This window comes from Robertmurraya korlensis, from assembly GCF_023715225.1.
Taxonomy (GTDB): domain Bacteria; phylum Bacillota; class Bacilli; order Bacillales; family Cytobacillaceae; genus Robertmurraya_A.
On the sequence record NZ_JAMBNS010000004.1, the window covers coordinates 1 to 23093 of the forward strand.

The following is a 23093-nucleotide window of genomic DNA, read 5'->3' on the forward strand; positions in this document are numbered from 1 at the left end:
TTGAGGAATATAACAATCATCGTTATCAGTGGGGCTTAAAGAAGATGACCCCGGTACAATACCGGAGTCATCTATTAGCAGCTTAAGCACCTTTTTTTAAACTGTCCGTAAAATGGGGCTCAGTTCACATCTTAAAGAAATGCTTTTTTTTGTAGTGCGTAAGATCTACTTTTGAAAGTGATGAAAGTAGCAATTTTTAATAAGAATGATTAAGATAAAGTTATATATCCAAGTGGCATAGATTGTCTAAGGTATACGTACATAAATGCATATGATATAGGAGGATTCACTTTGGAAATAGGTGTAAGTACTTTTGTAGAAACAACACCGGACGTAGTGACAGGTGAGGTAGTTGGTCATGCACAACGGATCCGGGAAGTGGTAGAAGAAATCGTTCTAGCTGATCAAGTCGGTTTAGATGTGTTTGGTGTTGGGGAGCATCATAGGGAAGATTTTGCTGCATCTTCTCCAGCAGTCGTATTAGCGGCGGCTGCTTCAAAAACAAACCGCATTCGCCTTACGAGTGCGGTTACCGTTCTTTCATCTGCCGATCCTGTACGTGTGTTTCAAGATTTTGCAACCCTTGATGCGATTTCAAATGGGCGAGCCGAAATTATGGCAGGACGAGGATCATTTATTGAGTCATTTCCATTGTTCGGGTACGATCTAGCCGATTATGATGAATTGTTTGAAGAGAAGTTGGATTTATTACTGAAGATTAGGGAGTCTGAGATTGTTTCTTGGTCAGGAAATCATCGACCGCCCATTCACCAAAAAGGAGTGTATCCACGTCCGGTCCAATCTCCACTTCCGGTGTGGATTGGAAGTGGAGGGAATTCCGATTCGGTCATCCGTGCTGGAATTCTTGGCCTTCCACTGGTATTAGCGATTATTGGGGGAAGACCCGTACAATTTGCTCCACTTGTTGAGCTTTATAAAAAGGCAGCTGCTCATGCCGGTCATGATGTATCAAAGCTGACGGTAGCTTCACACTCCCATGGATTTATTGCAGAAGAAACCGAACTTGCTGCAGACAAGTTCTTTCCATCAACCCAACAGGTCATGAATGTACTTGGACGGGAGCGCGGTTGGGGGCACTACGGTCGTGCTAGCTTTGATGCGGCGCGTAGCTTTGAGGGTGCTTTGTACGTTGGAGATCCAAAGACAGTGGCAGAAAAAATCATTCATTTACGTAAAAATGTAGGGATTACACGTTTTATGCTTCACGTACCGGTCGGTTCTATGCCTCACGAAGATGTAATGATGGCAATAGAATTACTAGGCAAGGAAGTGGCTCCGATTGTAAAAGAAGAAGTAGCAAAATGGGAGGCATCTTTAGGTAACGAGTAATAATGGTAAAACGAATTATTTGACTTCTTGGCTTGCTCACGCGTATGATAAGCTAGGAAGATAAGTAAATACCAAAGGGGAGTAGCTATTACAGCAAAGTCGTCACTACGAGATGAAAATCTCCGGCTTTGTTGGGCAATCTTTGTTGCTAGCGAGACCTTTGCCAATATTTTGGTAAAGGTCTGTCCCTTCTCGTAAGATCATTACCATATAGGTAGTGATCTTTTTTTGTTTAAAACAGATATATGGGGGAAAGAGGAATGAAGAGAAAATGGATGGCAGTAACATTAACGGCGGTTATAGTATTAAGTGGTTGTTCGTTCTTAGAAGAAGTGAATGGAACACTTAACTATGTAAATCAAGCAACAGAATATGTCAATGAAGCGACGGAGTTTGCAAACGAAGTACCAGCCATGGTCGATCAAGCAATTACTAATCCACAAGCATTGGCAGAATTAGAAACAAGATTACTACGTATGAAACAAGAGATTGAAGCATTTAGTAACATCGAACCTCCGAGTATTGCAGAGAAGCTCCATCAACAAGTTATTGAGCAGAACGACAAGGCATTAGAAGAGATAAATGTATTTTTAGCAAATATTGAAAACGGGGAACTGGATCCTGCACTTGTGGAAAATACCGAATTGTTTACAACTGTAAAAGAACTAACAGAGCTTTCTAATCAAATTCAGCAGCTTGGTGAATAATACATTCGAACAACTCATCGTAGGAATGTAAAGAAAAGGTAAGCGAGTCGCTTACCTTTTTTCTCAATGGGATAATAGATACTGCTTATGCTTTACTAAAGGCTGGCATCCTTAGAATTGACACTAGCATAAAGCTGAGTTTATCTAGCTTATATAATATTTTAACTAATATCATAAAGGAGCGAATTAGCATATTCAAAGTATCACCCTCCACATTGAATTGTGTTGTATTTCAACACAGTATTAGTTTGCTTTAATAATTTAAGCGTATTCATTAAGGCGATCTCGTGAATTAATGAAGTAAGCACTTTTTTTTGAATTCTAAAAGAATATAATGGAGAAAAATGTTGCTGTTACTCATGGAGGTATGTATCGTGGATTGGGTTGTGGCGTTATTAAAAGAGCCATTGCTATTATTATTTGTTATCTTATTTTTAGGATCGGTTCTCGGTCAAATGGAGATTAGAGGGTTAAGTTTAGGATCATCTGGTGTACTTCTTGTGGCCATGTTTTTTGGTCATTGGGGCTATGATATTCCTCATACTGTTCAAAATCTCGGGTTAAGCTTATTTATTGTGGCGATTGGTCTCCAGGCTGGGCCACGTTTTTTCCGGATGATGAGATCAAGCGGAATGATGTTTGGGTTTATTGGGTTAATTATTGTATTTGTCGCAGCGGTTACAACGGTAGTGGTTGCAAAGGTGTTTGATTTATCTCCTGCACTTAGTATAGGAATTATGACTGGAGCACTGACGAGTACTCCTGGTCTTGCGGCTGCTTTGCATGCAACAAATGATCCGCTCGCGTCGGTTGGATATGGAATTGCTTATCCTTTTGGTGTATTAGCCGTGGTAATTTTTGTACAATTATTGCCTAAAGTACTGAAAGTGGATATGGAAAAGGACCTGAATGAATACAGTGGGCCTGTTAGAAATGAAGAATCTCCTGTAGTGACAACGATCGAAGTCATTGATCCGAATGTAAATAAAAAAACGTTAAAAGAGTTACGTTTTAACCAATATGGGTCTGTAGTTATCAGTCGAGTGATTCGTGGAGACAGAAATATTATTGCTTTGAATGATACGGTTATCTTGAATGGTGATCGATTGGTGGCAGTTGGCTTAAGGGAAGATTTAAATCGAATTATTAAAGATGTAGGAATAGAGGTCTCTACAAATTTAAAGAACCATGACCACGTAAAGATACGTAAAGTAACGGTTGATTCGGAAGAGATTATTGGGAAGAACATAAAGGAACTAGAGCTAAGAAGGAAATATGGAGTAACGGTTACAAGAATTGAACGTGGAGGATTCGAGTATAACCAAAGTGCAAGATGGCCGCTTGAAAGAGGAGATATTTTGACGTTGGTTAGTAGTGAAGACCGTTTAAACGATGCGGAAAAGCTATTTACCAGAAGGACTCTAGTAGTAACGAATATCCACATTCTTTCGCTAAGCTTAATTCTATTAATAGGAATTGCGGTAGGAATGATTCCTATTCATCTTCCAGGGCTAGGTACCATTACACTAGGTGTTGCGGGGGGACCACTTTTTATAGCCTTGTTTATAGGTCATTTTGGCAAAATCGGCCCGATTCGAGCTCGGTTTTTTCAACCTTCGAATCAAGTAATTCGTGATATTGGCCTCGTTTTATTTTTAGCTGGCGCCGGAACAACAGCTGGTCAAGGATTAGTTGAGGTAATTCAGGAGGAAGGGTTACGCCTAGTGTTTGGTGGGGCATTAATCACAGTCATTCCGATGATTGTTGGCTTCTTTCTATCAAGAAAGGTATTTAAGATGAGTGTTATCCATTCTCTTGGAGCATTATGTGGGGGCATGACGAGTACACCTGGTTTAGGGGCGGTGAATCAACAAATCGATTCAGATGATGCATCAATTGCCTATGCGGCTGCGTATCCTTTTGCCCTTATCTTTGTGGCGATTATTTCGCAAGTACTCATTTTCTTCCTTTAAATAAACAGGAACAAAGCTTAGGGTATAAGTCCTAAGCTTTGTTTCATTTTAACATGATTTCTTTTTTCTCCATGCGATCTGATTTTGAAGTGAGACTCTTTCCAGTTTAAAGGAACACTCAAATGTTTCTTGTACATTCGTAGCGGAATAAATTCCTTTAAAACTAGTTCCCGTTTTTCCACATGATTTGAGTGTGCCGACACCACCATTTACTTTGTGATTTAGTAGTTGATAATTAAGGGAATATTCTAAGATACCCTGTTTATTAATTAGTCCGACTAACTCACCATTTTTAATGTTTTCACCTTTAATAGTTGCATGAATCAGACGACCGTATTGTTTAAAAGAAAAAATCGTCCCACTAGGAAAAAATGGTGTAACGTCAATGATTGTGCAAATAAATAATTTATTGTTGAGATCACTCATTCTTCGCCATCTCCTAACCGTTTTTTACTATAGTCAATAAAATAATCATCAAATGTACGAATTGGTACCACATGAATAGTAGTTCCTTCAGCCTTAATTGTTAAATATGCGAAAAAATAAATGGTGAAGCATAGTGCAATTAGCCCGAACATCTTACTTCCCCCTTTTTGTGTATGGAGAAAAGACAAAAGATGATAAGATTACTAGTAAGTTATACCATTCTAAAGAAGAACCATTTCTCCCTGTTTATTACATTTTTAGCTTAAATGGTGAAACGCGTTTCAGAGCAAGTAAAAGTTTTTTAAAGGGTGAGTGTATGGCAAATATTCGAGAAATAGCAAAAATGGCTGGCGTTTCTGTGACGACTGTCTCCCGTGTGTTAAATAATCACCCGTATGTGAGTGAAGAGAAAAAGGCAGCAGTACAACAAGCGATGGAGGAAGTGAATTATCAGCGAAATATCAATGCTGTTCACTTGAGTAAGGGGAAGACGTATTTGATAGGAGTGGTTATTCCTTTCTCAAATTCTCCATATTTCGGATTTTTAGTAGAAGGAATCGCAAATGAAGCAGTTAAAAATAATTACAAGCTTGTTCTTTTTCAAACAAACTATGAGTTGAATAGAGAAATAGAAGCATTAAATATGCTGAAGCAAAAACAAATTGATGCCTTAATTATTTGTTCAAGGATTAGTAGTTGGGAAGTAATTAATGAATATAAAACCTATGGGCCAATTATTTTATGTGAAGAAGTAGAAGACAAACTTGTGTCTTCTACTTATATTGATCACTATAAAAGTTTTTCAATTGCTTTAAATTACTTACACCAAAAAGGGCACTATCGAATCGGCTATTGCATCGGGAGAAAATCAGGAACAAATAGTGAAATGCGAGAGGCCGCTTATAAGAATTTCCTTTTGGAGCATGGGCATCCATTTTCACAGGATTATATTTTTTATGATAGCTTTCGTTTTGAAGATGGGGAGGGAATCGTGGCCCGTTTGAAAGAAATGTCCTCTCCCCCTACCGCTTTATTGGTTACAAGTGATCAAGTAGCAGCAGGAATTATTACTTGTGCGAGAGAACTAGGTATACTTGTTCCTAGTGAGTTGGCGATTATGGGCTTTGATAATCAACCAATTGCCAAAATTATGAATATCACTACACTTGAAATTCCACTTGTTGAGGTGGGAAGCAAATTATTTATTCAAGCGATGCAGTACCCTGCAATCTTTCAAGAGGAAATTGAAGTGAAGTTAATCGAGCGTTTAACGGTGTAGTTCATTTTAAAATGTCCCATGAATATAGTCTACAGAAAAGACTTTAAGCATGGGGGGATTGGCGTGGGGTACTATGTAAAAGTAGAACCAAGTGTATCTGTTTTTGTAGAGGATCTAAATCCAAGAAGTGAAAAAGCCATTCTGTTTCTTCATGGCTGGCCAGCCAATCACAAAATGTTTGAGTATCAATTGAACCAACTTCCAAAACAAGGCTATCGCTGCATCGGAATGGATGTAAGAGGATTCGGAAAATCCGATAAACCAGTTACTGGGTATGATTATAATCGGTTGGCAGACGATGTAAGAGCAGTTGTCGATACTTTACAATTAAGAAACATTACTCTAGTTGGTCACTCAACAGGCGGTTCGATTGCAGTAAGATACATGGCTCGTCATGGTGGACATGGAGTGTCAAAACTTGTACTATTGGCTACTGCGGCACCTAGTCTCATTGAAAGGCCATATTTTCCATATGGGTTAAAAAGGGACGCTGTTCTTGAAATAATTAAAGGGACATTTACCGATCGTCCCAAAATGCTTCAGGACTTTGGAAAAATGTTTTTTTATCAATCAATCTCGGAACCGTTCTCTTCTTGGTTTTTTCACTTAGGATTAGAAGCGGCAAGTTGGTCAACTGCTGCGGTTGCGAACACTTGGCTCTATGAGGAACAGTTATTTTATGATCTCACAACCATTCGAGTACCAACACTGATTCTCCATGGAATTCATGATCAAGTTTGTCTCTTTCCACTAGCCCATGCGCAAAAACAAAGTATCCCTAACTCCAGGTTGATTCCGTTTGATCACAGTGGTCACGGACTGTTTTGGGAAGAACGAGAGAAAGTGAATCGAGAAATAGTGGCGTTTGTGGGGTGAGGGAAACAAAAGTCTAATCATAAATCAAATTCTCCCCACACCTAACTAGAAATAGAAAGGTGTGGGGTTTATTTTACATCCCTGATTTAGGGTTTGTATTGAATTTGCCGTTTTTATTCTCTTTTTCATGGCCATGCATCTGGTCTCCGCCATTACCCTTCTCTTTGACAATTTTTCCACCTAGTTTAACATTTGGAATATCTTTTTCACTCATAATTTTTCACCTCCATGCTCTTTACTATCCAAAAAGGGAGAAGATTCTATTCAACTAAGGAAAAATTTTATGTTCAAGAAACGGAGCAAGGATAAAGATATGCAGAATTGGTAACTTTGCCACACGAGACCAATGAAGAAAAGAGTCAAGTGTCCGCCTGGGATGGACAAAACACCCCAAACTGTCCACAAAGGGTGACAGACACCGTAATTACACCGTAATTATTCTATTTTGTAATGATGAAAAATATGGTATGGTACTTTATGGTGATAAAATTGTTGATGATTAAAGATTTGTTTACAAATTTAGCTATTGTTGTATCTTTATTATTCCTATATTCGCATATCTTTTCGACGAGTCCACTAACAAAAGACTCCACCTTTCTGAGAAAAATCTTGTTGGGTGTAGTTGGTGGGTTGTTCTCTAATATTCTCATGCAATACAGTATTCGAATTGATACAACAATTGTTGATCTACGACATATTCCCATTATTTTGCTCGCTTTTTTTGGTGGTTCTTTGCCGGCTTTCATTGGGATGTTATTAGTCATAATAGGTCGTTTTTTAATTGGAGTGAATACCTCTGCATATGCATCTGTCATTCTTATGGTTCTGATTACTTTGTTTTCAATAATGGTTTCTTCACAAAGGATACCCAATAAAAATAAGGTCATTGCGATGCTTACTTTTTCCAATATTATTTTTACCTTTGTGATCATTTATTTAGTAAATGACATTACTTTACTAGTTAAATTGATTCCTCTATATTGGATCATTTCATATATAGCAGGTTTTCTATCCTTCTATATCCTAGATTTTATTAGAAAAAGTCAGTTTTTATTGGAAAAATATAAATCAGAGTCTACAACAGATGGATTGACGGGATTAAATAATGTCCGGAAATTTGATGAAGTATTTAACGGGTTACTAAACGAGTTGGATAAAAGTATTCAAAGTTTGTCTCTTCTTTATATTGATATTGATTTCTTTAAAAAAATTAATGATACGTATGGTCACTCGGAAGGGGACCTTGTATTAAAGCGACTAGGAACCTTATTAACTGAAAGTACGAGGAACTTTGACATCGTTAGTCGGAATGGAGGAGAGGAGTTTACTGTCCTTCTGCCGGACACTTCTGTCGTAAGAGCAATCGATATTGCCGAGCATATCAGAAAAACGGTTGAAAATACGGAATTTCCTTTATCAGGCGGTGGTGTGATTAAGGTAACGGTATCCGTTGGGGTCGCCTCTTATAATGATACAACGGAAAACCCAAGCATGCTAATAGAGGATGCAGATAAAGCTTTGTATGTAGCGAAAAAAAGTGGACGTAACAAAGTTTGTTGCCATGATTCAATTGATTAATTAACTTGAGCTCGGGACAAGTTTGTCTCGGGCCTTTTTTATGGTAAAATTTACTTCTTCTTATGTAGAACCCGAAATTTTTTACCAAGTGAAACAATTTTGGATATTCAACATTTATATAAAGAGATGAAAAAAGGTTGCTGTAGACCCACCCAACTTTTGATTGCTATTCTTATTAAGGGGGCTTTGTGCTCGGAGGTGTGAATATGGATGAGGAAAGATATGAACTGTTAAGGCTAGGAGAACGTGGGGCAATGATCAGTATCGCTGCCTATATTTGCCTTTCTTTTATCAAATTACTTATTGGATTTTCTGCCCAGTCTGAAGCGTTAAAAGCAGATGGGTTCAATAATCTGACAGATATCATAGCTTCAATTGCTGTATGGATAGGATTAAGAATGTCTCAAAAACCACCTGATGAAGATCATCCATATGGCCATTGGAAGGCGGAGAATATTGCGTCATTGGTTGCTTCTTTTATTATGGTAGCAGTTGGATTAAACGTATTACATAAAGCAGTTGTTTCGATTTTCTCAGATGAAAAGGTAGTTCCAGACATGCTAGCTGCGTGGACAGGAGTTCTATGTGCAGGTGTCATGTATTTAGTCTATCGGTATAATAAAGCACTCTCAGAGAGAGTGAAAAGCCAATCTGTACTTGCGGCAGCTAAGGATAATTTATCAGATGCATGGGTGAGTATCGGAGCAGCCATTGGGATAATAGGTTCACAATTTCATCTGCCTTGGCTTGATCCATTAGCCGCTATTATCGTTGGGCTTCTAATATGTAAAACTGCCTATGATATTTTTTACGATTCTTCTCATCAATTAACAGATGGATTTGATGAACAGATAATTGAGGAATACAAGAAAAGTATTTTGGATACTACTGGGGTAGCTGGTATTAAGGATATTCGCGCAAGAAATTACGGAAATAACACTGTCGTTGACATTATTATCGTAGTAAACGAAAACTTAAGTATCCGAACAGCACATGATATCTCTTGCAAAGTAGAGGAAAAGCTTATTTCTGAATATGATGTATACAATGTACATGTTCACGTTGAACCAAGCTAAGAAAGGAAGAGGGGAAGAACCGATGAGTGGCACAAAGTCTGAGTTTCCTAAACTTGCTAAACCTGCTATAAGAGCTTTAGAAAGTGCAGGCTTGTTTCGATTACAGCAATTAACCGAGGTTCAAGAAGAAGAACTTGCTAAGCTTCACGGAATGGGCCCGAAAGCAATCGAACAACTTCGATTGGCCCTATTAGAAAAAGGGTGGCAGTTTAATAAAAAATGAAACTAAGGAAAATGACAAATCAAGTTTAGGAACATGACGGTTGAATGTATGGGTACGGAATCATCGATTTAGAAGGTCATCGATGGAATGTGTTGTAAATGAATAAAGAGAATTTGAAATTGAAATTCAAATTGTTGATAGCATAAATTTGTTGGATTGTTTTACCACAAAAAAATTCTCGAAAAATTCAATTTTCTCCAGTAATTTCTATGATATGATAACAGTAAAAATTCCATTTATAGAGGCAAGTTTATGAAAATCTGGGGTCAAATCATTTTTGTATTATTCACATTAGGGATAACCATTTACCATAATTACTCTCATGGAGAAAGCGTATTCACGATTGAGCTGCTCTTCTATTGGGCACTAGCATGGTTCCTGGGGAGGCAATATGACAAGGCGAAGCATTTTGAAAAGATTGCTAGATTAAGTGAGAAGAGTTATAAGAATTTATTAGATTCTCTTCCTAGTACCATTATTATTCATAAAGATCATCGGGTCATTTACGTAAATGATCTGGCAGTTACTATGTTTCGTGCTCCTAATCGAGAAGCATTAATAGGTAAACCAACTTTAGAACTTGTTACTCCTAAGTATGCAGATCAATTGAAAAAGAGAACAAAAGCTGCATCAAGTGGAAATAAACCTTTGAAGAGCATTGAATACAAGTTGAAACGACAAGATGGAACTACGATGGATTTTGAGGTGTCATCACTAAAAATTATCTTTGAAGGTGTAGATGCTGTTCTCTCTATTGGTAAAGATATTACGGAGAAGAATGAACAGACGGATCAATTACTTCAAAAATCAGAAAAACTCGCCCTTTTGGGACAAATGGCAGCAGGAATTGCTCATGAAATTCGGAACCCTTTAACGTCCATTCGAGGGTTCGTTCAATTGTTTAAAGGGGATCAAGACCAAAATGTTTATTATGATATTGTTCTATCAGAATTAGATCGAATTAATAATATTGTGGGAGAGTTTTTATTTCTATCGAAACCTACCACGACAGCGATGCAGGAGCGTGACGTAAAGAAACTGTTAAGTGATGTTGTAACATTAATTCAAACTCAAACAATCCTTAGCAATATCCAAATAGGTATGGAATATGAAAGCAATCTCCCATATATTTATGGCGATGAAAATCAATTAAAACAAGTATTTCTAAATATACTTAAAAATGCTACTGAGGCGATGCCAAATGGAGGAACCATTGAGTTGAAGGTTAAAAAGGATATAGAAAAAGGAGTACTCATTCAGTTTACTGATCAAGGTGTGGGTATACCGAAAGAACGGATCCCGACGCTCGGTGAACCTTTCTACACAACAAAGGAAAAGGGGACAGGGCTAGGTTTAATGACTTGTTATAAAATTATTGAGAACCATCATGGTCAACTTCTCATTGAGAGTGAAGTAAATAAGGGGACTACAGTTCAAATTATCTTACCTTTTGCAAGTGAGGCCTTAAAAGAAACGGGCACTAGCTTTTAAAAATTTAAAGATAACGTTATAACCTGTCATATTAAATTAAATTCTTGAGGTGGTATATGATTGTCGTTAGTGCGTGTTTAGCAGGATTACCAGTTCGATATAATGGGCTTAGCTCTTTAGAAGGGAAAATACATAAACTGGTAAGTGAAAAGAAAGCCATCACTGCATGCCCTGAATTGCTAGGTGGACTTGAAACTCCCAGAGAGCCAGCCGAAATTATCGGTGGAAATGGAGAAGACGTGTTAGATGGAAAGGCAAAAGTTATAGATTGTAAGGGAACGGACGTGACGGACGCTTTTGTCAAAGGGGCCTATGAAACACTTGATGTAATCAGAAAAATCCAAGCATCAGTAGTCGTTTTGAAAGAGAACAGTCCGTCATGTGGAAGCGGGAAAATCTATAATGGTTCTTTTACAGGTGAAAAAGTAGAAGGACACGGTGTAACGGCAGCTTTACTGATCAGAAATGGAGTGCGAGTCATTTCGGAGAAACAATTTCTAAAAGAATATTAGTGGATGAAAAAGCGCTAGGTAATTCCTGCGCTTTTATTTTGCATGTTAAAAACCAACTTCTTCCCTATTTACGTCTAAAGTCTTAGTTAAAACTACTGCGGGGGCTCGTGTGCTCTCCTTCTTTTTCCAAGTATGATTAATGAAGATCATATGAGATGGAAGGTGTTACGTAAATGACAGGTATTGTTCAATTACAAAATGTGACAAAAACTATTAAAGGGAAAACAATTATTGACTCTCTAAGCTTTGAAGTCAAAAAAGGGGAGGTGTTTGGTTTTCTTGGTCCAAACGGAGCGGGTAAAACGACCACAATCCGTATGATGGTTGGGTTAATCGGGATGACATCAGGTGATATAAAAATCGGAGGCCATAGCATTCAATCAAATTTTGAGCAAGCGGTGAGGCAAGTGGGTGCTATTGTTGAGAATCCAGAGATGTACAAATTTCTAACAGGCTATGAAAATCTTATCCATTTTGCCAGATTGTCCAATCAAGTCAATAAAGAGAAGATTGATGAGGTCGTTAAGCTCGTTAATTTATCCGATCGAATCCATGACAAAGTTAAGAATTATTCACTTGGGATGCGTCAAAGATTAGGAGTTGCACAGGCACTTTTACATGAACCTGAAGTTTTAATACTTGATGAGCCAACAAATGGACTTGATCCTGCAGGAATTCGTGAAATGAGAGACCATCTTAAAAAGCTTACTAGAGAAAAGGGCTTAGCCGTAATCGTTTCTAGTCACTTGCTTTCTGAGATGGAGATGATGTGCGATCGAATTGCGATCCTTCAAAAGGGGAAGCTCGTTGACGTCCAAACCATTCAAGATTTTAAAACTGGTGTTGACCAGGAGATTGAATTTGACGTTGTACCAATTGAAAAAGCACTAGCCATATTTCAAACAATGAGTATTCTAGCACGAAGAGGTGAAACAGGTATTACATGCAGTATTAAGAAAGTGGAGATTCCTTCCGTTGTAAAAAGATTAACGAGCGAAAATGTAGAGATATTTGGAATAAAGGAAGTAACTAAATCATTAGAGGAACGTTTCCTTGAAATAACAGAAGAAAGAGAGGTATCCCTTCATGTTTAATTTATTACAAAATGAATGGATGAAGATTTTTAAACGGCCAGGAACATTTGTGATGATGGGTATTTTATTAGTAACCATTGTCCTTATGGGTGGTATCATTAAATACGAGAATCAAGATGTGAAGGCAAATCCAGACTGGCAGCAGGAAATCCAAACTATCGTTGCTGAACAGAAGCAAAGTCTTGCACAGATGGAGAATGCCGCACAGGGGCAAAGAAAATATTTGGAGAAAAGTATAGCCATTAATGAGTATCGTTTGGATCATAATCTCGCTCCGAATGGGGAATATGCTATTTGGAGCTTTGTTCAAGATGCATCAAGCTTAATACAACTAGCAGGATTATTTACGATCATTGTAGCAGCAGGAATCGTGGCGTCCGAATTTAACTGGGGCACAATTAAATTGCTTCTAATTCGACCAACCAGCCGGGCAAAAATCCTTTTAGCAAAGTACACAACCGTCATTTCTTTTTCACTTCTCATGCTGACTTTACTATTTGTCTTTTCCTCTCTAGTCGGATGGATCGCATTTGGAATGCCAGATAAGGCAACACCTTATTTAAATTACTTTGATGGAAAAGTAACGGAAGAATCGATGATTTTTCACCTGATTAAATTTTATGGATTAAACTCAATTAGCATGATTATGCTTTCGACCATGGCATTTATGATTTCTGCCGTATTCAGAAACAGCTCACTTGCTATCGGATTATCGATTTTCCTAATGTTTACCGGGGCTCAATTTACGAATTTAATTGCCATGAAGTTTGAGTGGGCAAAGTATATTTTATTTGCGAACACAGACCTTATGCAGTATTTTGAAGGTATGCCATTAGTAGAGGGTATGACATTATCTTTTTCTGTTCTCATGCTTGTCGCTTATTTTGTTCTTTTCCATAGTTTAGCCTTTTTCGTTTTCAAGAAAAGAGACGTGGCTGCATAGAGTAAATGACCACCTTTGGGTGGTCATTTTTTTATCTTTATAAAGCGAATGACTTCAACGATTAGAATAACTAGTATTAAGAAAAATAAAGCAGTATATAAGGGAAATAGCAACAAGGCATTAACCCAAAGGTTTTTTGTCCACATTTTATGAATGAGAAGGGGTTCAATTCCGCTTTTTCTGCTGAAACGTGGGAACATAAAAAAGAGAAATACAGTTACTAAAGCAAAGACCCCTATTCCTGTGGAACCACTGTTTTGCTCTCTACCAATCGGTTGTGCTTGCTCCAAATTTTCTTTGCTGGAAGCAGCATTCTTTTCCGAAATAGTAGGTGCAACTACTTCCTTAGAAGTATCCTCTTGAATATTCTCTTTTTCTTTATTTACAGCGTATAATCCAAGACCATTGGCTTTGGCCTCTAGCATTGCTGCTTCGATGCGGGTTTCGTACTTATAGGTACCATAATCATAAAAGTCCTCGACTAAGCCAACTCTTGTAATTTCCTCTTGGTGAAGTTTTCCGTCAACAAATACCCAGGCTAATAAACGATCGTATTTGTCAAAAAGGGAAGGTCCATCTGTTTCAATGGTGATTTGTCCATTTTGTAACAGAGAACATGAATAGTCGCTTGCTTCTTTTCCATAAGGTTCCTGTTGGTTTGTGCTTTCAGGTGTATCAATGTATAAAAATCTGGTTTTATAGGACGAGCCGTTTATTGAAAATGTCGCTGTGTCCCCGTCTATGCATTTTTCTAATGTGGCATCGTACGTCTTTCCTACTTCCAATGGGATATTTGTTGAAGTTGTTTTGGAAGCAACAGCACTATTTGCTTCAAAAGTATACCCTTCCAGGTCCAATTTACTTTCGGTTATTCCACTCGCACAAGAGTTACTATTATGCTTTTTAATTAGAGTGATGAGCTCTGACTTATTGGTGGCGGTTTTAGCAAGCTCCGTTGGCTCATGTAATAAGTACACGCAATCCGCTCTTCGGAAATGTCCTCCAAGCTCATCCCTTGATCCATTATGTGCCCAAGTCTGTAAAGGAAGAATGGACAATAATCCAAGGGAAATCATGATGGTAATGATCGAGGTTTTTCTAGTCAAAAATGTTTCCTCCTAAATCTAGTTGCTATCAGCTAATATATCATAACGAAAGAAATGCTGAAATAATAATCAACCAAGAGTGGAGGTAATAAGAAAAAATTGACTTTAAGGTTTCATTAATAAAAAGGGGCTATAGATCTATGAAAGCTTCATTATTAACGTATGATCATGAAATGTTTCGAAAGGCTACGCAAGTGTTTGATAATGAAGAATATATCGCCAAACAGGTAAAACTAAAATAGTGGCTTAGGGAAACCTCATGCTTTTTTATGATAATATAAATGTAGTATTTTATTCAAAAGGAGAGTAGGTATGGAAACAGAATTGCTGCGGATTTTTAATGAAGACCATGAGCCAATTGGAGTTGCCACACGGGCTGAAATACATGAAAAAGGATACTGGCACGAGACTTTTCATTATTGGTTGATGGAGAAGGACCAAGGGATTTATTACATATTTCTACAGCTACGGAGTCCAAAGAAAAAAGATTATCCGAATCTATTAGATATTACTGCCGCCGGCCATTTACTTGCCAATGAAACAGTAGAAGATGGAATAAGAGAGGTGAAAGAGGAGATAGGATTGACTGTCCGTATGGAGGAGCTGATGTCTCTAGGAATCCTCAAGTATTCTGTCAAAATGGTTCCCTTAATAGATAATGAGTTGGCTCATGTATTTTTACATAGAAAAAATGTCACATTGGATTCGTTCGTTCTACAAGAAGAAGAGGTCGTAGGGATCTACCGAATGAAGTTTACGGATTTTTCTGCTCTTTGGAGAGATGATACTGAGCATATTCCAATGCAAGGCTTTGAAGTGAAAAATGGAGAAAGATATTTTTATGTGAAATCTGTTGGGAAGGAACAATTTGTCCCTCATGATCAATCATTCTATGTGGCTTTAATCAATAAAATACAGAAGGAGCTAAAATAGCTCCCATGCTGTTTTAAGTAGGTTAATCCCGATGTGAATCTCACGCTCTGTTACACCCCCATATCCGATCAAAACCTTTGGCTTAAGTGGTTGGCTATTACTGTCATAATAAACGGAAGTAGGATACACCCTAACACCGACTTTTTCAGCATGAATTAATAATTCGCTTTCGGTCATGGTATTATGTACTTCTAGTAAAATATGTAATCCAGAATCCACTCCGATTACTGTCACGTGTTTTCCGAATTTTTCAGTAATAAGAGAGAGCAAGGTGGATTGTTTTCTTCTATAGGTGGTTCGCATTTTCTGTAAATGTCGACTCCAGTGACCTTCTTTCATAAACAGATACAAAGTTTGTTGGTGCAGTCTTGATACGGTCTGCTTATAAATGGAAAAACGATTTTGATATCTTGAAAGAAGGGGAGTCGGAAGTACCATATAGCTAATTCTTAAAGAAGGAATCAATGATTTTGAAAAGGTACCAAGATAAATAACCCTTCCCTGATGATCAAGACCTTGTAGCGAAGGAATGGGTCTTCCTGTATGGCGAAATTCGCCGTCGTAATCATCCTCAATAATATAACTCCCCGTTTCAGTGGCCCATTTCAATAGCTCCATTCTTCGTGAGATTGGCATCACCATTCCCAAAGGAAACTGATGCGAGGGGGTCACATACGCTACAGTTGCCTCACTGTTCCATAAATCTTCCATTTTAATACCATCTTGATCTAAATTAATTCCGAGAAGCTTGACACCTTGGTCCTTAAATGCCTCCCGCGAGCGGTGAAAGCCTGGATTCTCCATTGCATAAACTCTTTCCCGTCCAATGAGCATCGTTAGAAAGGTAACCATATATTGTGTGCCAGCACCAATTAAGATTTGATCAGGTTCACATCTGACTCCACGGGATTGGTATAAATACTTTGCAATTTCAACGCGAAGAGGAAAGTCCCCTTGCCGTTCGCCACTTAATAAGAGATGGCATTCATCTTCATAAAGGCTTTGCACAGTCAATTTTCGCCACGTAGTAAACGGAAACTCATTTAATGCAATGTTTCCGTGGCCAAAATCCACTTTTATGGGATTTGCTTTAGGTACCTTTTGAGGGCTTTCGCAGTTTTCTGTGTGTGCTGTTTCAAACGGTAGCATATCCATTTCTAGTTCAGTGACAAACAGTCCCTTTCGTGGTTCACTTCTGACATACCCTTCTGCGATTAACTGTTGGTATGCTGTCTCAACGGTTGTTTGGCTTATTCCCAAATGTATAGAAAGTTTTCTTTTTGAAGGCAATTTTGTTTCTGGAGTAAGTCTTCCTTCAACCATTTCCTTTTTGAAAAAAGAATAAAGCTGTAAGTAAAGTGGCTCCGCATGGTCTGGATTTAAAGTTACTGTAATTTCAAGGATATTTTTCCCCTCCTTCATTGAGTCTGGCCTGGTTAATTATAGCATATCTGACACTTTAGAGAAGGTCAGAATATGAGTAATATAATAAAAAAGGAGGATGTAAACATGATTACAATACACTATGAAGAAAGTAAAAAAATTACTGCAGAGATATTGGCAGATGTTTTTAGTAAATCTGGCATTAGAAGACCTGTTGAGGATCTACCTAGACTTCAAAAAATGATCGACCATGCAGATATTATCATTACAGCATGGGACGGTGAGACACTTGTAGGAATAGCAAGAGCCATTACTGATTTTAGTTACTGCTGTTATTTATCAGATTTAGCTGTTGATCGAGATTACCAGAACCAAGGGATTGGAAAAGAACTCGTGAGACGAATTCACGAACGGTTAGGAGAAGAAATTTCTTTAATTCTTTTAGCATCACCGATAGCCATGGATTATTACCCGAAAATTGGATTTCATAAAATCCAAAACGGCTATATCATTCCAAGAAAATAGAAAGAAACAAAATTTAAGGAAATGAATGATTCCATGAAGATTTTTGTCGAAATTTGGAATACTGTATAGTAAGAGAATAGAGAAGGGGTGGTCACTTATGAACTATCATTCCGTCTGGTATATTGCGTTGGTGGCCGCAAGTAGCTTTCTTTTCTTATATACTTACTATAAAAAGAGGAATCAGCCAGTATTCTTATTATTGTTAGCTGCTATTGGGTTCGGTTATATCATTGAGGGTGTTATTTATAACTTTCTGCATAGTTACGTATATTACCCACGTTTTCTTACTAATAATCCGACGTATGATAGCAATCTTGGTGCTATTGCTTCAAATGCCTTTGTCTTACCAGTTATCGCAGTTTTTCTAGCAACCTTTAGAAAGAATTGGAGATGGTCACTATCCTTTTCACTATTGCTTATTGGTATTGAATGGTTGTTCGAAGAGCTTGCCATCTATAAACAAAACTGGTGGAGAAATGAGTTTACCTTTTTCGGATTATTATTTGTATATTTTCCAATCATCAAATTATTGTACCGATGGTTATTGAATAAACAAGAGGGAATATGCCACTTTTTATTATTGTTCTTGATTGTTAGTCCCATTTTAGGAACGATACATATGCTTCCTCTTATGTTATTATCCAATCGTTATTACGATTTAGGATGGTATGAAAATGTGTTTCAGGATACCAATGCATTTGCAGCTATTTATTATATATGTACAGGACTAACTATAACGACCTTAGCAAAATGGAAGATAAGATATAGATGGATTAAACTTATCATTTTAATAATCAGTCTGATTTCTATTACCCGATTATTGATATATATCGGAATTCTACACATTTTTGTTTGGTGGGACCCATATTTTTATATTACATTCCCTGCAATTGTTTTAATATTTGCAGAAAAGGTCAGTAAGATATTGGGGAGACGAACCGAATTTCTATCCGAAAAATAGCACAGTGAGTCAACTGTGCTATTTGCTGTGTAAAAGTTCTTTATTATGGAGAAACTCGAAATATAGGGGGAACCTCCTAAAAAATGTATGTTAATAGGAGATGCTCGGTCATGGTAAATGCACTCTATGCGTCCATCTGGATTTTTGCGATGTGGAGATGGGGCGATTGGAGAAATTGGGAAAAATACTACCCAACCATTCTTTTTTTTATCATAGGGGATTTTCTCTATTTGTATTTATTGTCAGATTACTACCCTATGTGGCGCTATCATCCACCTGAAATTGACAAGCAAGCAGGAATTACGAATACACATATTTCATTATCTATCATGATAATAAAATATCCTGCCACAGCACTCATCTATTTATCTAAGTTCCCTGGTACAAGGAGCAAACAGATTTTTTACATTTTAGGTTGGACTTGTTTGTACATGATCAATGAAGGAATCGATTATAATACAGGTCTCATACAATACTCTAATGGTTGGAGCGTCAAGTGGTCTATTGTATTTAATCTGATAATGTTTACAGTATTATGGGTCCATCACCGCAGGCCAATCCTAGCATGGGCTATTTCCATTTTATTCATCCTATCATTGTGGCAAATCTTTGATGTTCCCTCCAAGGTATTTCGATAAAAATACTTTCGGTTTTCACTGGTTAGACATTTAAAATGTCGAATTTTGTCCGATATAGAAACTGACAGAGAAAATATCACATCATTGCGGAGAAACAGATGAATATAAGAAAAATCTCTTTACAATCAATTATATTATTATTAATAGCATTCGCGATGCTTGGAACATATCTTGGTGTGATGATTTCAAGTATCGTGGTTAGTAAAGAAAATAGAGAAAAAGGCTATTTAAGTGAAAATCAGGTGTACGCAGAAAAACTGGCAGACACAACAGATTTACTTTTTCGAAATATGTTGCAAACGCTTAAGGTGAGTGCCGGTTCGATTTATCCATTGACTCAGAATAATGATCAACTTTATGAAGAGTTAAACCAAGTGTTAAGCTCCACAAACTTTTTTAATTCGGTTTTTTTAGTCGATAAAGAAGGAAAAATAATTCGCTCAGCCCCACATTTTGATTTAGAAGGAGTAAAGATTGATACGATTGGTGTAAACGAAGCAATTAACAAGAAAATGCCGCTGATCTCCCAGCCGTATATCAGTAAGGTGACGAATAAACTTATCATACTCATCTCTATACCGGTATTTGATAATAAAGGAGCGTACTTCGGTTTTCTTGGTGGAACGATCTACCTAAGTGAAGACAATAGCATCAAAGATACTTTAAGTCTCCATCCGAAGCATGCGGTCGATTCTTATGTGTATGTAGTGGATTCAGAAGGAAATATCATCTATCATCCGGAAAGAAATCGAATTGGTGATAATGTATTAGAAAATGGTGCCGTTAAACGTGTTGTAGAGGGTAAAGATGGTAAAATTGAAATAACAAACTCGAAAGGAATTAGAATGCTGGCTGGTTATGCACATGTAAAAACGAGCAACTGGGGAATTGTAAGTCAAACTCCTAAGAATTCTTATATGCAACCCTCTATAGAGTTAATAAAGCAGGTTGGCAAGGTTACTCTTCCGTTTGTAATTTTGGTTTTGTTCATTTCTATTTATCTATTGAAAAAATTTGTACATCCACTTCGAGAGTTAGCGCACTATGCTCATCAAGTGGCTGAAAGAACAACGATTAAAAGGCCAGAAATTCCTGAAGGTTATTTTGAAGTGAATGAGTTAAAGCACACGATGTTTTTAATGGTAGACCATTATCGAACACAAATTCAAATGTTTGAAAATGAAGCGACACTAGATCCATTAACGGGTTTGTTAAATCGTCGAACTCTACAAAAGCGTATTCATGAATTTAAAGAGTATTCGATCATACTATTCGATATTGATCATTTTAAAATGGTCAATGATACGTATGGACATTTAATGGGGGATGAAGTTTTAAAATTCTTATCGAACCTTATTCGTAAGCAAACAAGAGAATGTGACATTAGTTTCCGTTACGGCGGAGAAGAGTTTTTGATTCTCCTACCGAATACCTCTATAGAAGAAGCGTACCAAATTGCGGAACGAATAAGGAAAACAACAGAAGAAACAATCAGTCCCATTGGTAAGGCTGTTACAATTTCAGTTGGTGTAGGAAATATGCCAAATACCGCCAGCCATCACACTGAGTTATTTAATTTGATTGACCAAGCCTTATACCGAGCAAAAGGGAACGGACGAAATCAAACAGTGAAGGTGGACGAAGTTAAATAAGAACACAAGACACGCTTGTCTCAAATAAGGGGCAAGCTTCCCTTATTTAGGTTTGCTTCTAATCATACTAGGGAAAATGTTACTTAAAACACCATACTTTAAAATGACTACTAGGGGATTTACAGAAATTCATTTTTTCGTTAGACTGTGCAGTGTGACAATGAAAGGAGGAATATGTATGGTTAAAGATATTATTCTCGTACTAGTTCTTCAGTTAATTTACGTTCCAACCTTTACACTGAGAACTATTTTCCTAGTAAAAGGGTTGAGAATGCAGGCAGCATTTCTAGGGTTACTTGAAGCACTCATATACATATTCGGACTATCGATCGTATTTAATGGGGAGCAAAATGTAGTTGTGATGATTGTGTATGCGATTGGATTTGGATTAGGTATTATCATTGGATCCATGATTGAAGAAGCATTGGCGATTGGATATACAACGCTTCAAGTGATTTTAACCAACAAAAATATGAACCTCGTGGATCAGCTTCGTAAAGATGGATATGGCGTGACTGTTTACGAAGGCGAGGGTATTGAAGCCATTCGTTATAAGTTAGAGGTATTAACGAAAAGGAACCAAGAAGAAGGTTTATACGAAATGATTCAGCAATACGAACCAAATGCATTTATTATTGCCTATGAACCGAAAACATTTAAAGGTGGTTTCTTGCTGAAGGCAATGAAAAAAAGGAAGAAAATGAAAAAACAAATAGAGGAAAACCACGCCTAGATTATAAAATCGTTTAGCCCTTGCATCTTTATATGTAAGGGTATTTTTTTACAATTTGAAAATATACAATTACACTATAGATAGAAGGGGAGTTGGATTCGTTGAAAAAAATTACTTATAAAGAAACGATTTGTTCAGAGGATGAACTTCGATCGATGTTGGGGTTTCCAAGTGAACTAGTGAAAAATAAGACCATTTCTATTATTGATGACCATTGTAGAGATTTTATTTCGCAGTCGCCTTTTTTAGTATTATCCACGTCTGACAAGGAAGGGAATTGTGATGTATCACCGAGGGGAGATTTACCTGGATTTGTCCATATGTTAAATGAAAATCAGTTAGTCATCCCTGAAAGACCTGGGAACAAGCGAATGGACTCTTTGCGCAATATTTTATCTAACCCTAGGGTGGGCTTGATCTTTTTCATCCCTGGTCTGGGTGAAACATTGAGGGTAAACGGACATGCTACCCTGATAAAAGATCCGGAAATACTGGAGAGTATGGCGGTAAAGGGGAAGTCGCCGTTAGTAGGTATTGCTGTTGATGTGGAAGAGTGTTTTATCCATTGTGCAAAAGCATTTATTCGGTCAGGTTTATGGGATCCAACTTCATGGCAGGAGAAAGAATTATTGCCTTCAGTGGCTACTATCATTTCTGACCATGTGAATTTACCGAATACGACTGCTAAGACGGTAGAAGAAGGACTGAAAGAAAGTTACAAGGAAAGACTTTATTAAGATGTTTTTGAAAATTCGCCCATGTGTATTAAATTGACAAAGATTGTGAAGAGGTGTACATTTAACTCGGGTTAAATACTTCTTTCTTAAAGGGTGAATAGAACCGATGAGTTCCAATCAAGTACTAGACTTAAAGCTATTAAAAAAGTTTAAAAACGAACTAACAAGATTTATGATGCTTTATCAATTTGGTATTGATGAGTTAAATACGAAAATTGATATTTTAAAACAGGAATTTCAATATATACATGATTACAGCCCCATTGAACATGTAAAATCTAGAATTAAATCACCAGAAAGTATTCTTAAAAAGGTACAAAGAAAAAATATAGATTTATCATTACCAAGTATAAAAGAAAATATTAAGGACATTGCGGGAATTCGGATTACCTGCTCCTTTATTTCTGATATTTTTGAGATAAGTAGAATGCTGGAGAATCAAAGCGATATTGAAGTAGTGGAAAAGAAGGATTATATTAATCATCCGAAACCAAACGGCTATCAAAGCTTGCACCTAATCGTGAAAATTCCAGTTTTTATGTCCAATGGAATTGAAAATGTATATGTGGAAGTGCAAATTCGTACCATTGGGATGGATTTCTGGGCAAGTCTTGAACATAAGATATATTATAAATTTGATAACGAAGTTCCCGCTTATTTATCAAAAGAACTGAAAAATGCTGCAGATACAGTAGCAATGTTAGACAAAAAAATGGAAGTTTTACATGAAGAAATACGTAAGTTGGATAGCGACGATGATGACATAGAAAATGAGCTTAACCTTTTAAATGCTAGCGGACAAAAACTAAATATTCCGAGGGCACTTTTAGAGAGCTTGTCTCATGTTAAAGAGTAGCAAAAACAATGAAAAAAGGACGATTGAATACATTTCAAATC

General features: G+C 37.2%; 26 protein-coding genes. 21 read left to right on the forward strand and 5 right to left on the reverse strand.

Annotation, left to right across the window (positions count from 1 at the left end; translation table 11 throughout):
- The 4 genes from M3175_RS08550 to M3175_RS08565 form a co-directional block, all read left to right on the forward strand.
- The coding region (locus M3175_RS08550; protein ID WP_251518632.1) for an IS3 family transposase at nucleotides 1-86 on the forward strand (86 nt) is incomplete at its 5' end.
- Nucleotides 87-291: 205 nt separating this feature from the next.
- Nucleotides 292-1350 carry an LLM class flavin-dependent oxidoreductase gene (locus M3175_RS08555; RefSeq protein ID WP_251517745.1) on the forward strand — a complete coding sequence of 353 codons (1059 nt, stop codon included), beginning with the start codon at nucleotides 292-294 and terminating at the stop codon, nucleotides 1348-1350.
- Between the two features lie 260 nt (nucleotides 1351-1610).
- The gene (locus tag M3175_RS08560; RefSeq protein ID WP_251517750.1) at nucleotides 1611-2057 is read left to right on the forward strand and encodes a DUF6376 family protein; all 447 of its coding nucleotides are present in this window, start codon (nucleotides 1611-1613) and stop codon (nucleotides 2055-2057) included.
- A 374-nt stretch (nucleotides 2058-2431) separates the two neighbouring features.
- The gene (locus tag M3175_RS08565) at nucleotides 2432-4030 is read left to right on the forward strand and encodes an aspartate:alanine exchanger family transporter (protein ID WP_251517753.1); all 1599 of its coding nucleotides are present in this window, start codon (nucleotides 2432-2434) and stop codon (nucleotides 4028-4030) included.
- A 48-nt stretch (nucleotides 4031-4078) separates the two neighbouring features.
- Here M3175_RS08565 and M3175_RS08570 read toward each other — a convergent pair whose 3' ends face one another.
- Together M3175_RS08570 and M3175_RS08575 are read right to left on the reverse strand one after the other, a co-directional pair.
- Nucleotides 4079-4456 carry an avidin-fold protein gene (locus M3175_RS08570; RefSeq protein WP_251517756.1) on the reverse strand — a complete coding sequence of 126 codons (378 nt, stop codon included), beginning with the start codon at nucleotides 4454-4456 and terminating at the stop codon, nucleotides 4079-4081.
- Entirely contained in the window at nucleotides 4453-4608 is a 156-nt protein-coding gene (locus M3175_RS08575; protein WP_251517759.1) for a hypothetical protein, read from the reverse strand. Before M3175_RS08575 ends, M3175_RS08570 begins: the two co-directional genes overlap by 4 nt.
- A 164-nt stretch (nucleotides 4609-4772) precedes the next feature.
- Between M3175_RS08575 and M3175_RS08580 the strand changes: the two genes are divergently transcribed.
- The gene (locus tag M3175_RS08580) at nucleotides 4773-5735 is read left to right on the forward strand and encodes a LacI family DNA-binding transcriptional regulator (protein WP_251517763.1); all 963 of its coding nucleotides are present in this window, start codon (nucleotides 4773-4775) and stop codon (nucleotides 5733-5735) included.
- Between the two features lie 63 nt (nucleotides 5736-5798).
- Nucleotides 5799-6611, forward strand: coding sequence for an alpha/beta fold hydrolase (locus M3175_RS08585; RefSeq protein WP_251517767.1), 813 nt, complete (start codon nucleotides 5799-5801; stop codon nucleotides 6609-6611).
- Between the two features lie 73 nt (nucleotides 6612-6684).
- Here the strand turns inward: M3175_RS08585 and M3175_RS08590 are convergent, their stop codons facing one another.
- Entirely contained in the window at nucleotides 6685-6825 is a 141-nt protein-coding gene (locus M3175_RS08590) for a hypothetical protein (RefSeq protein ID WP_251517770.1), read from the reverse strand.
- 281 nt (nucleotides 6826-7106) lie between these two features.
- Here M3175_RS08590 and M3175_RS08595 point away from each other — a divergent pair, with 281 nt between their 5' ends.
- The 7 genes from M3175_RS08595 (at nucleotide 7107) to M3175_RS08625 (ending at nucleotide 13528) form a co-directional block, all read left to right on the forward strand.
- The gene (locus M3175_RS08595; RefSeq protein ID WP_251517773.1) at nucleotides 7107-8189 is read left to right on the forward strand and encodes a GGDEF domain-containing protein; all 1083 of its coding nucleotides are present in this window, start codon (nucleotides 7107-7109) and stop codon (nucleotides 8187-8189) included.
- Between the two features lie 206 nt (nucleotides 8190-8395).
- Nucleotides 8396-9265 (forward strand): cation diffusion facilitator family transporter, encoded by an 870-nt coding sequence (locus tag M3175_RS08600; protein WP_251517777.1) that lies wholly within the window; start codon nucleotides 8396-8398, stop codon nucleotides 9263-9265.
- A gap of 22 nt (nucleotides 9266-9287) precedes the next feature.
- Nucleotides 9288-9488, forward strand: a complete 201-nt coding sequence (locus M3175_RS08605; RefSeq protein ID WP_251517785.1) for a helix-hairpin-helix domain-containing protein — start codon at nucleotides 9288-9290, stop codon at nucleotides 9486-9488.
- Between the two features lie 252 nt (nucleotides 9489-9740).
- Nucleotides 9741-10979 (forward strand): ATP-binding protein, encoded by a 1239-nt coding sequence (locus M3175_RS08610; protein WP_251517789.1) that lies wholly within the window; start codon nucleotides 9741-9743, stop codon nucleotides 10977-10979.
- Between the two features lie 56 nt (nucleotides 10980-11035).
- On the forward strand, nucleotides 11036-11491 hold the full coding sequence (locus M3175_RS08615) for a 2-thiouracil desulfurase family protein (RefSeq protein WP_251517791.1): 456 nt from the start codon (nucleotides 11036-11038) through the stop codon (nucleotides 11489-11491).
- Between the two features lie 173 nt (nucleotides 11492-11664).
- Nucleotides 11665-12585 carry an ABC transporter ATP-binding protein gene (locus tag M3175_RS08620; protein ID WP_251517794.1) on the forward strand — a complete coding sequence of 307 codons (921 nt, stop codon included), beginning with the start codon at nucleotides 11665-11667 and terminating at the stop codon, nucleotides 12583-12585.
- On the forward strand, nucleotides 12578-13528 hold the full coding sequence (locus tag M3175_RS08625) for an ABC transporter permease (RefSeq protein ID WP_251517799.1): 951 nt from the start codon (nucleotides 12578-12580) through the stop codon (nucleotides 13526-13528). Before M3175_RS08620 ends, M3175_RS08625 begins: the two co-directional genes overlap by 8 nt.
- Before the next feature lie 23 nt (nucleotides 13529-13551).
- On the opposite strand, the gene M3175_RS08630 is transcribed toward M3175_RS08625, so the two are convergent.
- Entirely contained in the window at nucleotides 13552-14634 is a 1083-nt protein-coding gene (locus M3175_RS08630) for a thermonuclease family protein (RefSeq protein WP_251517802.1), read from the reverse strand.
- Nucleotides 14635-14946: 312 nt separating this feature from the next.
- Between M3175_RS08630 and M3175_RS08635 the strand changes: the two genes are divergently transcribed.
- Nucleotides 14947-15567, forward strand: coding sequence for an NUDIX hydrolase (locus M3175_RS08635; protein WP_251517805.1), 621 nt, complete (start codon nucleotides 14947-14949; stop codon nucleotides 15565-15567).
- Here the strand turns inward: M3175_RS08635 and pdxR are convergent.
- A complete protein-coding gene (gene pdxR, locus M3175_RS08640; protein WP_285852226.1) occupies nucleotides 15559-16989 on the reverse strand; it encodes a MocR-like pyridoxine biosynthesis transcription factor PdxR in 1431 nt (476 codons plus the stop codon). The two genes, M3175_RS08635 and pdxR, sit on opposite strands and share 9 nt — an antisense overlap.
- 87 nt (nucleotides 16990-17076) lie before the next feature.
- Between pdxR and M3175_RS08645 the strand changes: the two genes are divergently transcribed.
- The 7 genes from M3175_RS08645 to M3175_RS08675 all read left to right on the forward strand — a co-directional run bounded on the left by M3175_RS08645 (nucleotide 17077) and on the right by M3175_RS08675 (nucleotide 23052).
- On the forward strand, nucleotides 17077-17475 hold the full coding sequence (locus M3175_RS08645) for a GNAT family N-acetyltransferase (RefSeq protein ID WP_251517809.1): 399 nt from the start codon (nucleotides 17077-17079) through the stop codon (nucleotides 17473-17475).
- Nucleotides 17476-17572: 97 nt separating this feature from the next.
- Nucleotides 17573-18436, forward strand: coding sequence for a hypothetical protein (locus M3175_RS08650; RefSeq protein ID WP_251517813.1), 864 nt, complete (start codon nucleotides 17573-17575; stop codon nucleotides 18434-18436).
- A gap of 110 nt (nucleotides 18437-18546) precedes the next feature.
- Entirely contained in the window at nucleotides 18547-19074 is a 528-nt protein-coding gene (locus M3175_RS08655) for a CBO0543 family protein (protein WP_251517816.1), read from the forward strand.
- Nucleotides 19075-19172: 98 nt separating this feature from the next.
- On the forward strand, nucleotides 19173-20726 hold the full coding sequence (locus M3175_RS08660; protein ID WP_251517819.1) for a sensor domain-containing diguanylate cyclase: 1554 nt from the start codon (nucleotides 19173-19175) through the stop codon (nucleotides 20724-20726).
- A gap of 178 nt (nucleotides 20727-20904) precedes the next feature.
- Nucleotides 20905-21459: a DUF2179 domain-containing protein gene (locus tag M3175_RS08665; protein ID WP_251517822.1), complete on the forward strand. Its 555-nt coding sequence runs from the start codon at nucleotides 20905-20907 to the stop codon at nucleotides 21457-21459.
- Between the two features lie 101 nt (nucleotides 21460-21560).
- Nucleotides 21561-22196, forward strand: coding sequence for a pyridoxamine 5'-phosphate oxidase family protein (locus M3175_RS08670; protein WP_285852227.1), 636 nt, complete (start codon nucleotides 21561-21563; stop codon nucleotides 22194-22196).
- A gap of 106 nt (nucleotides 22197-22302) precedes the next feature.
- A complete protein-coding gene (locus M3175_RS08675; RefSeq protein WP_251517826.1) occupies nucleotides 22303-23052 on the forward strand; it encodes a GTP pyrophosphokinase in 750 nt (249 codons plus the stop codon).
- The last annotated feature ends 41 nt before the right edge of the window (nucleotides 23053-23093 follow it).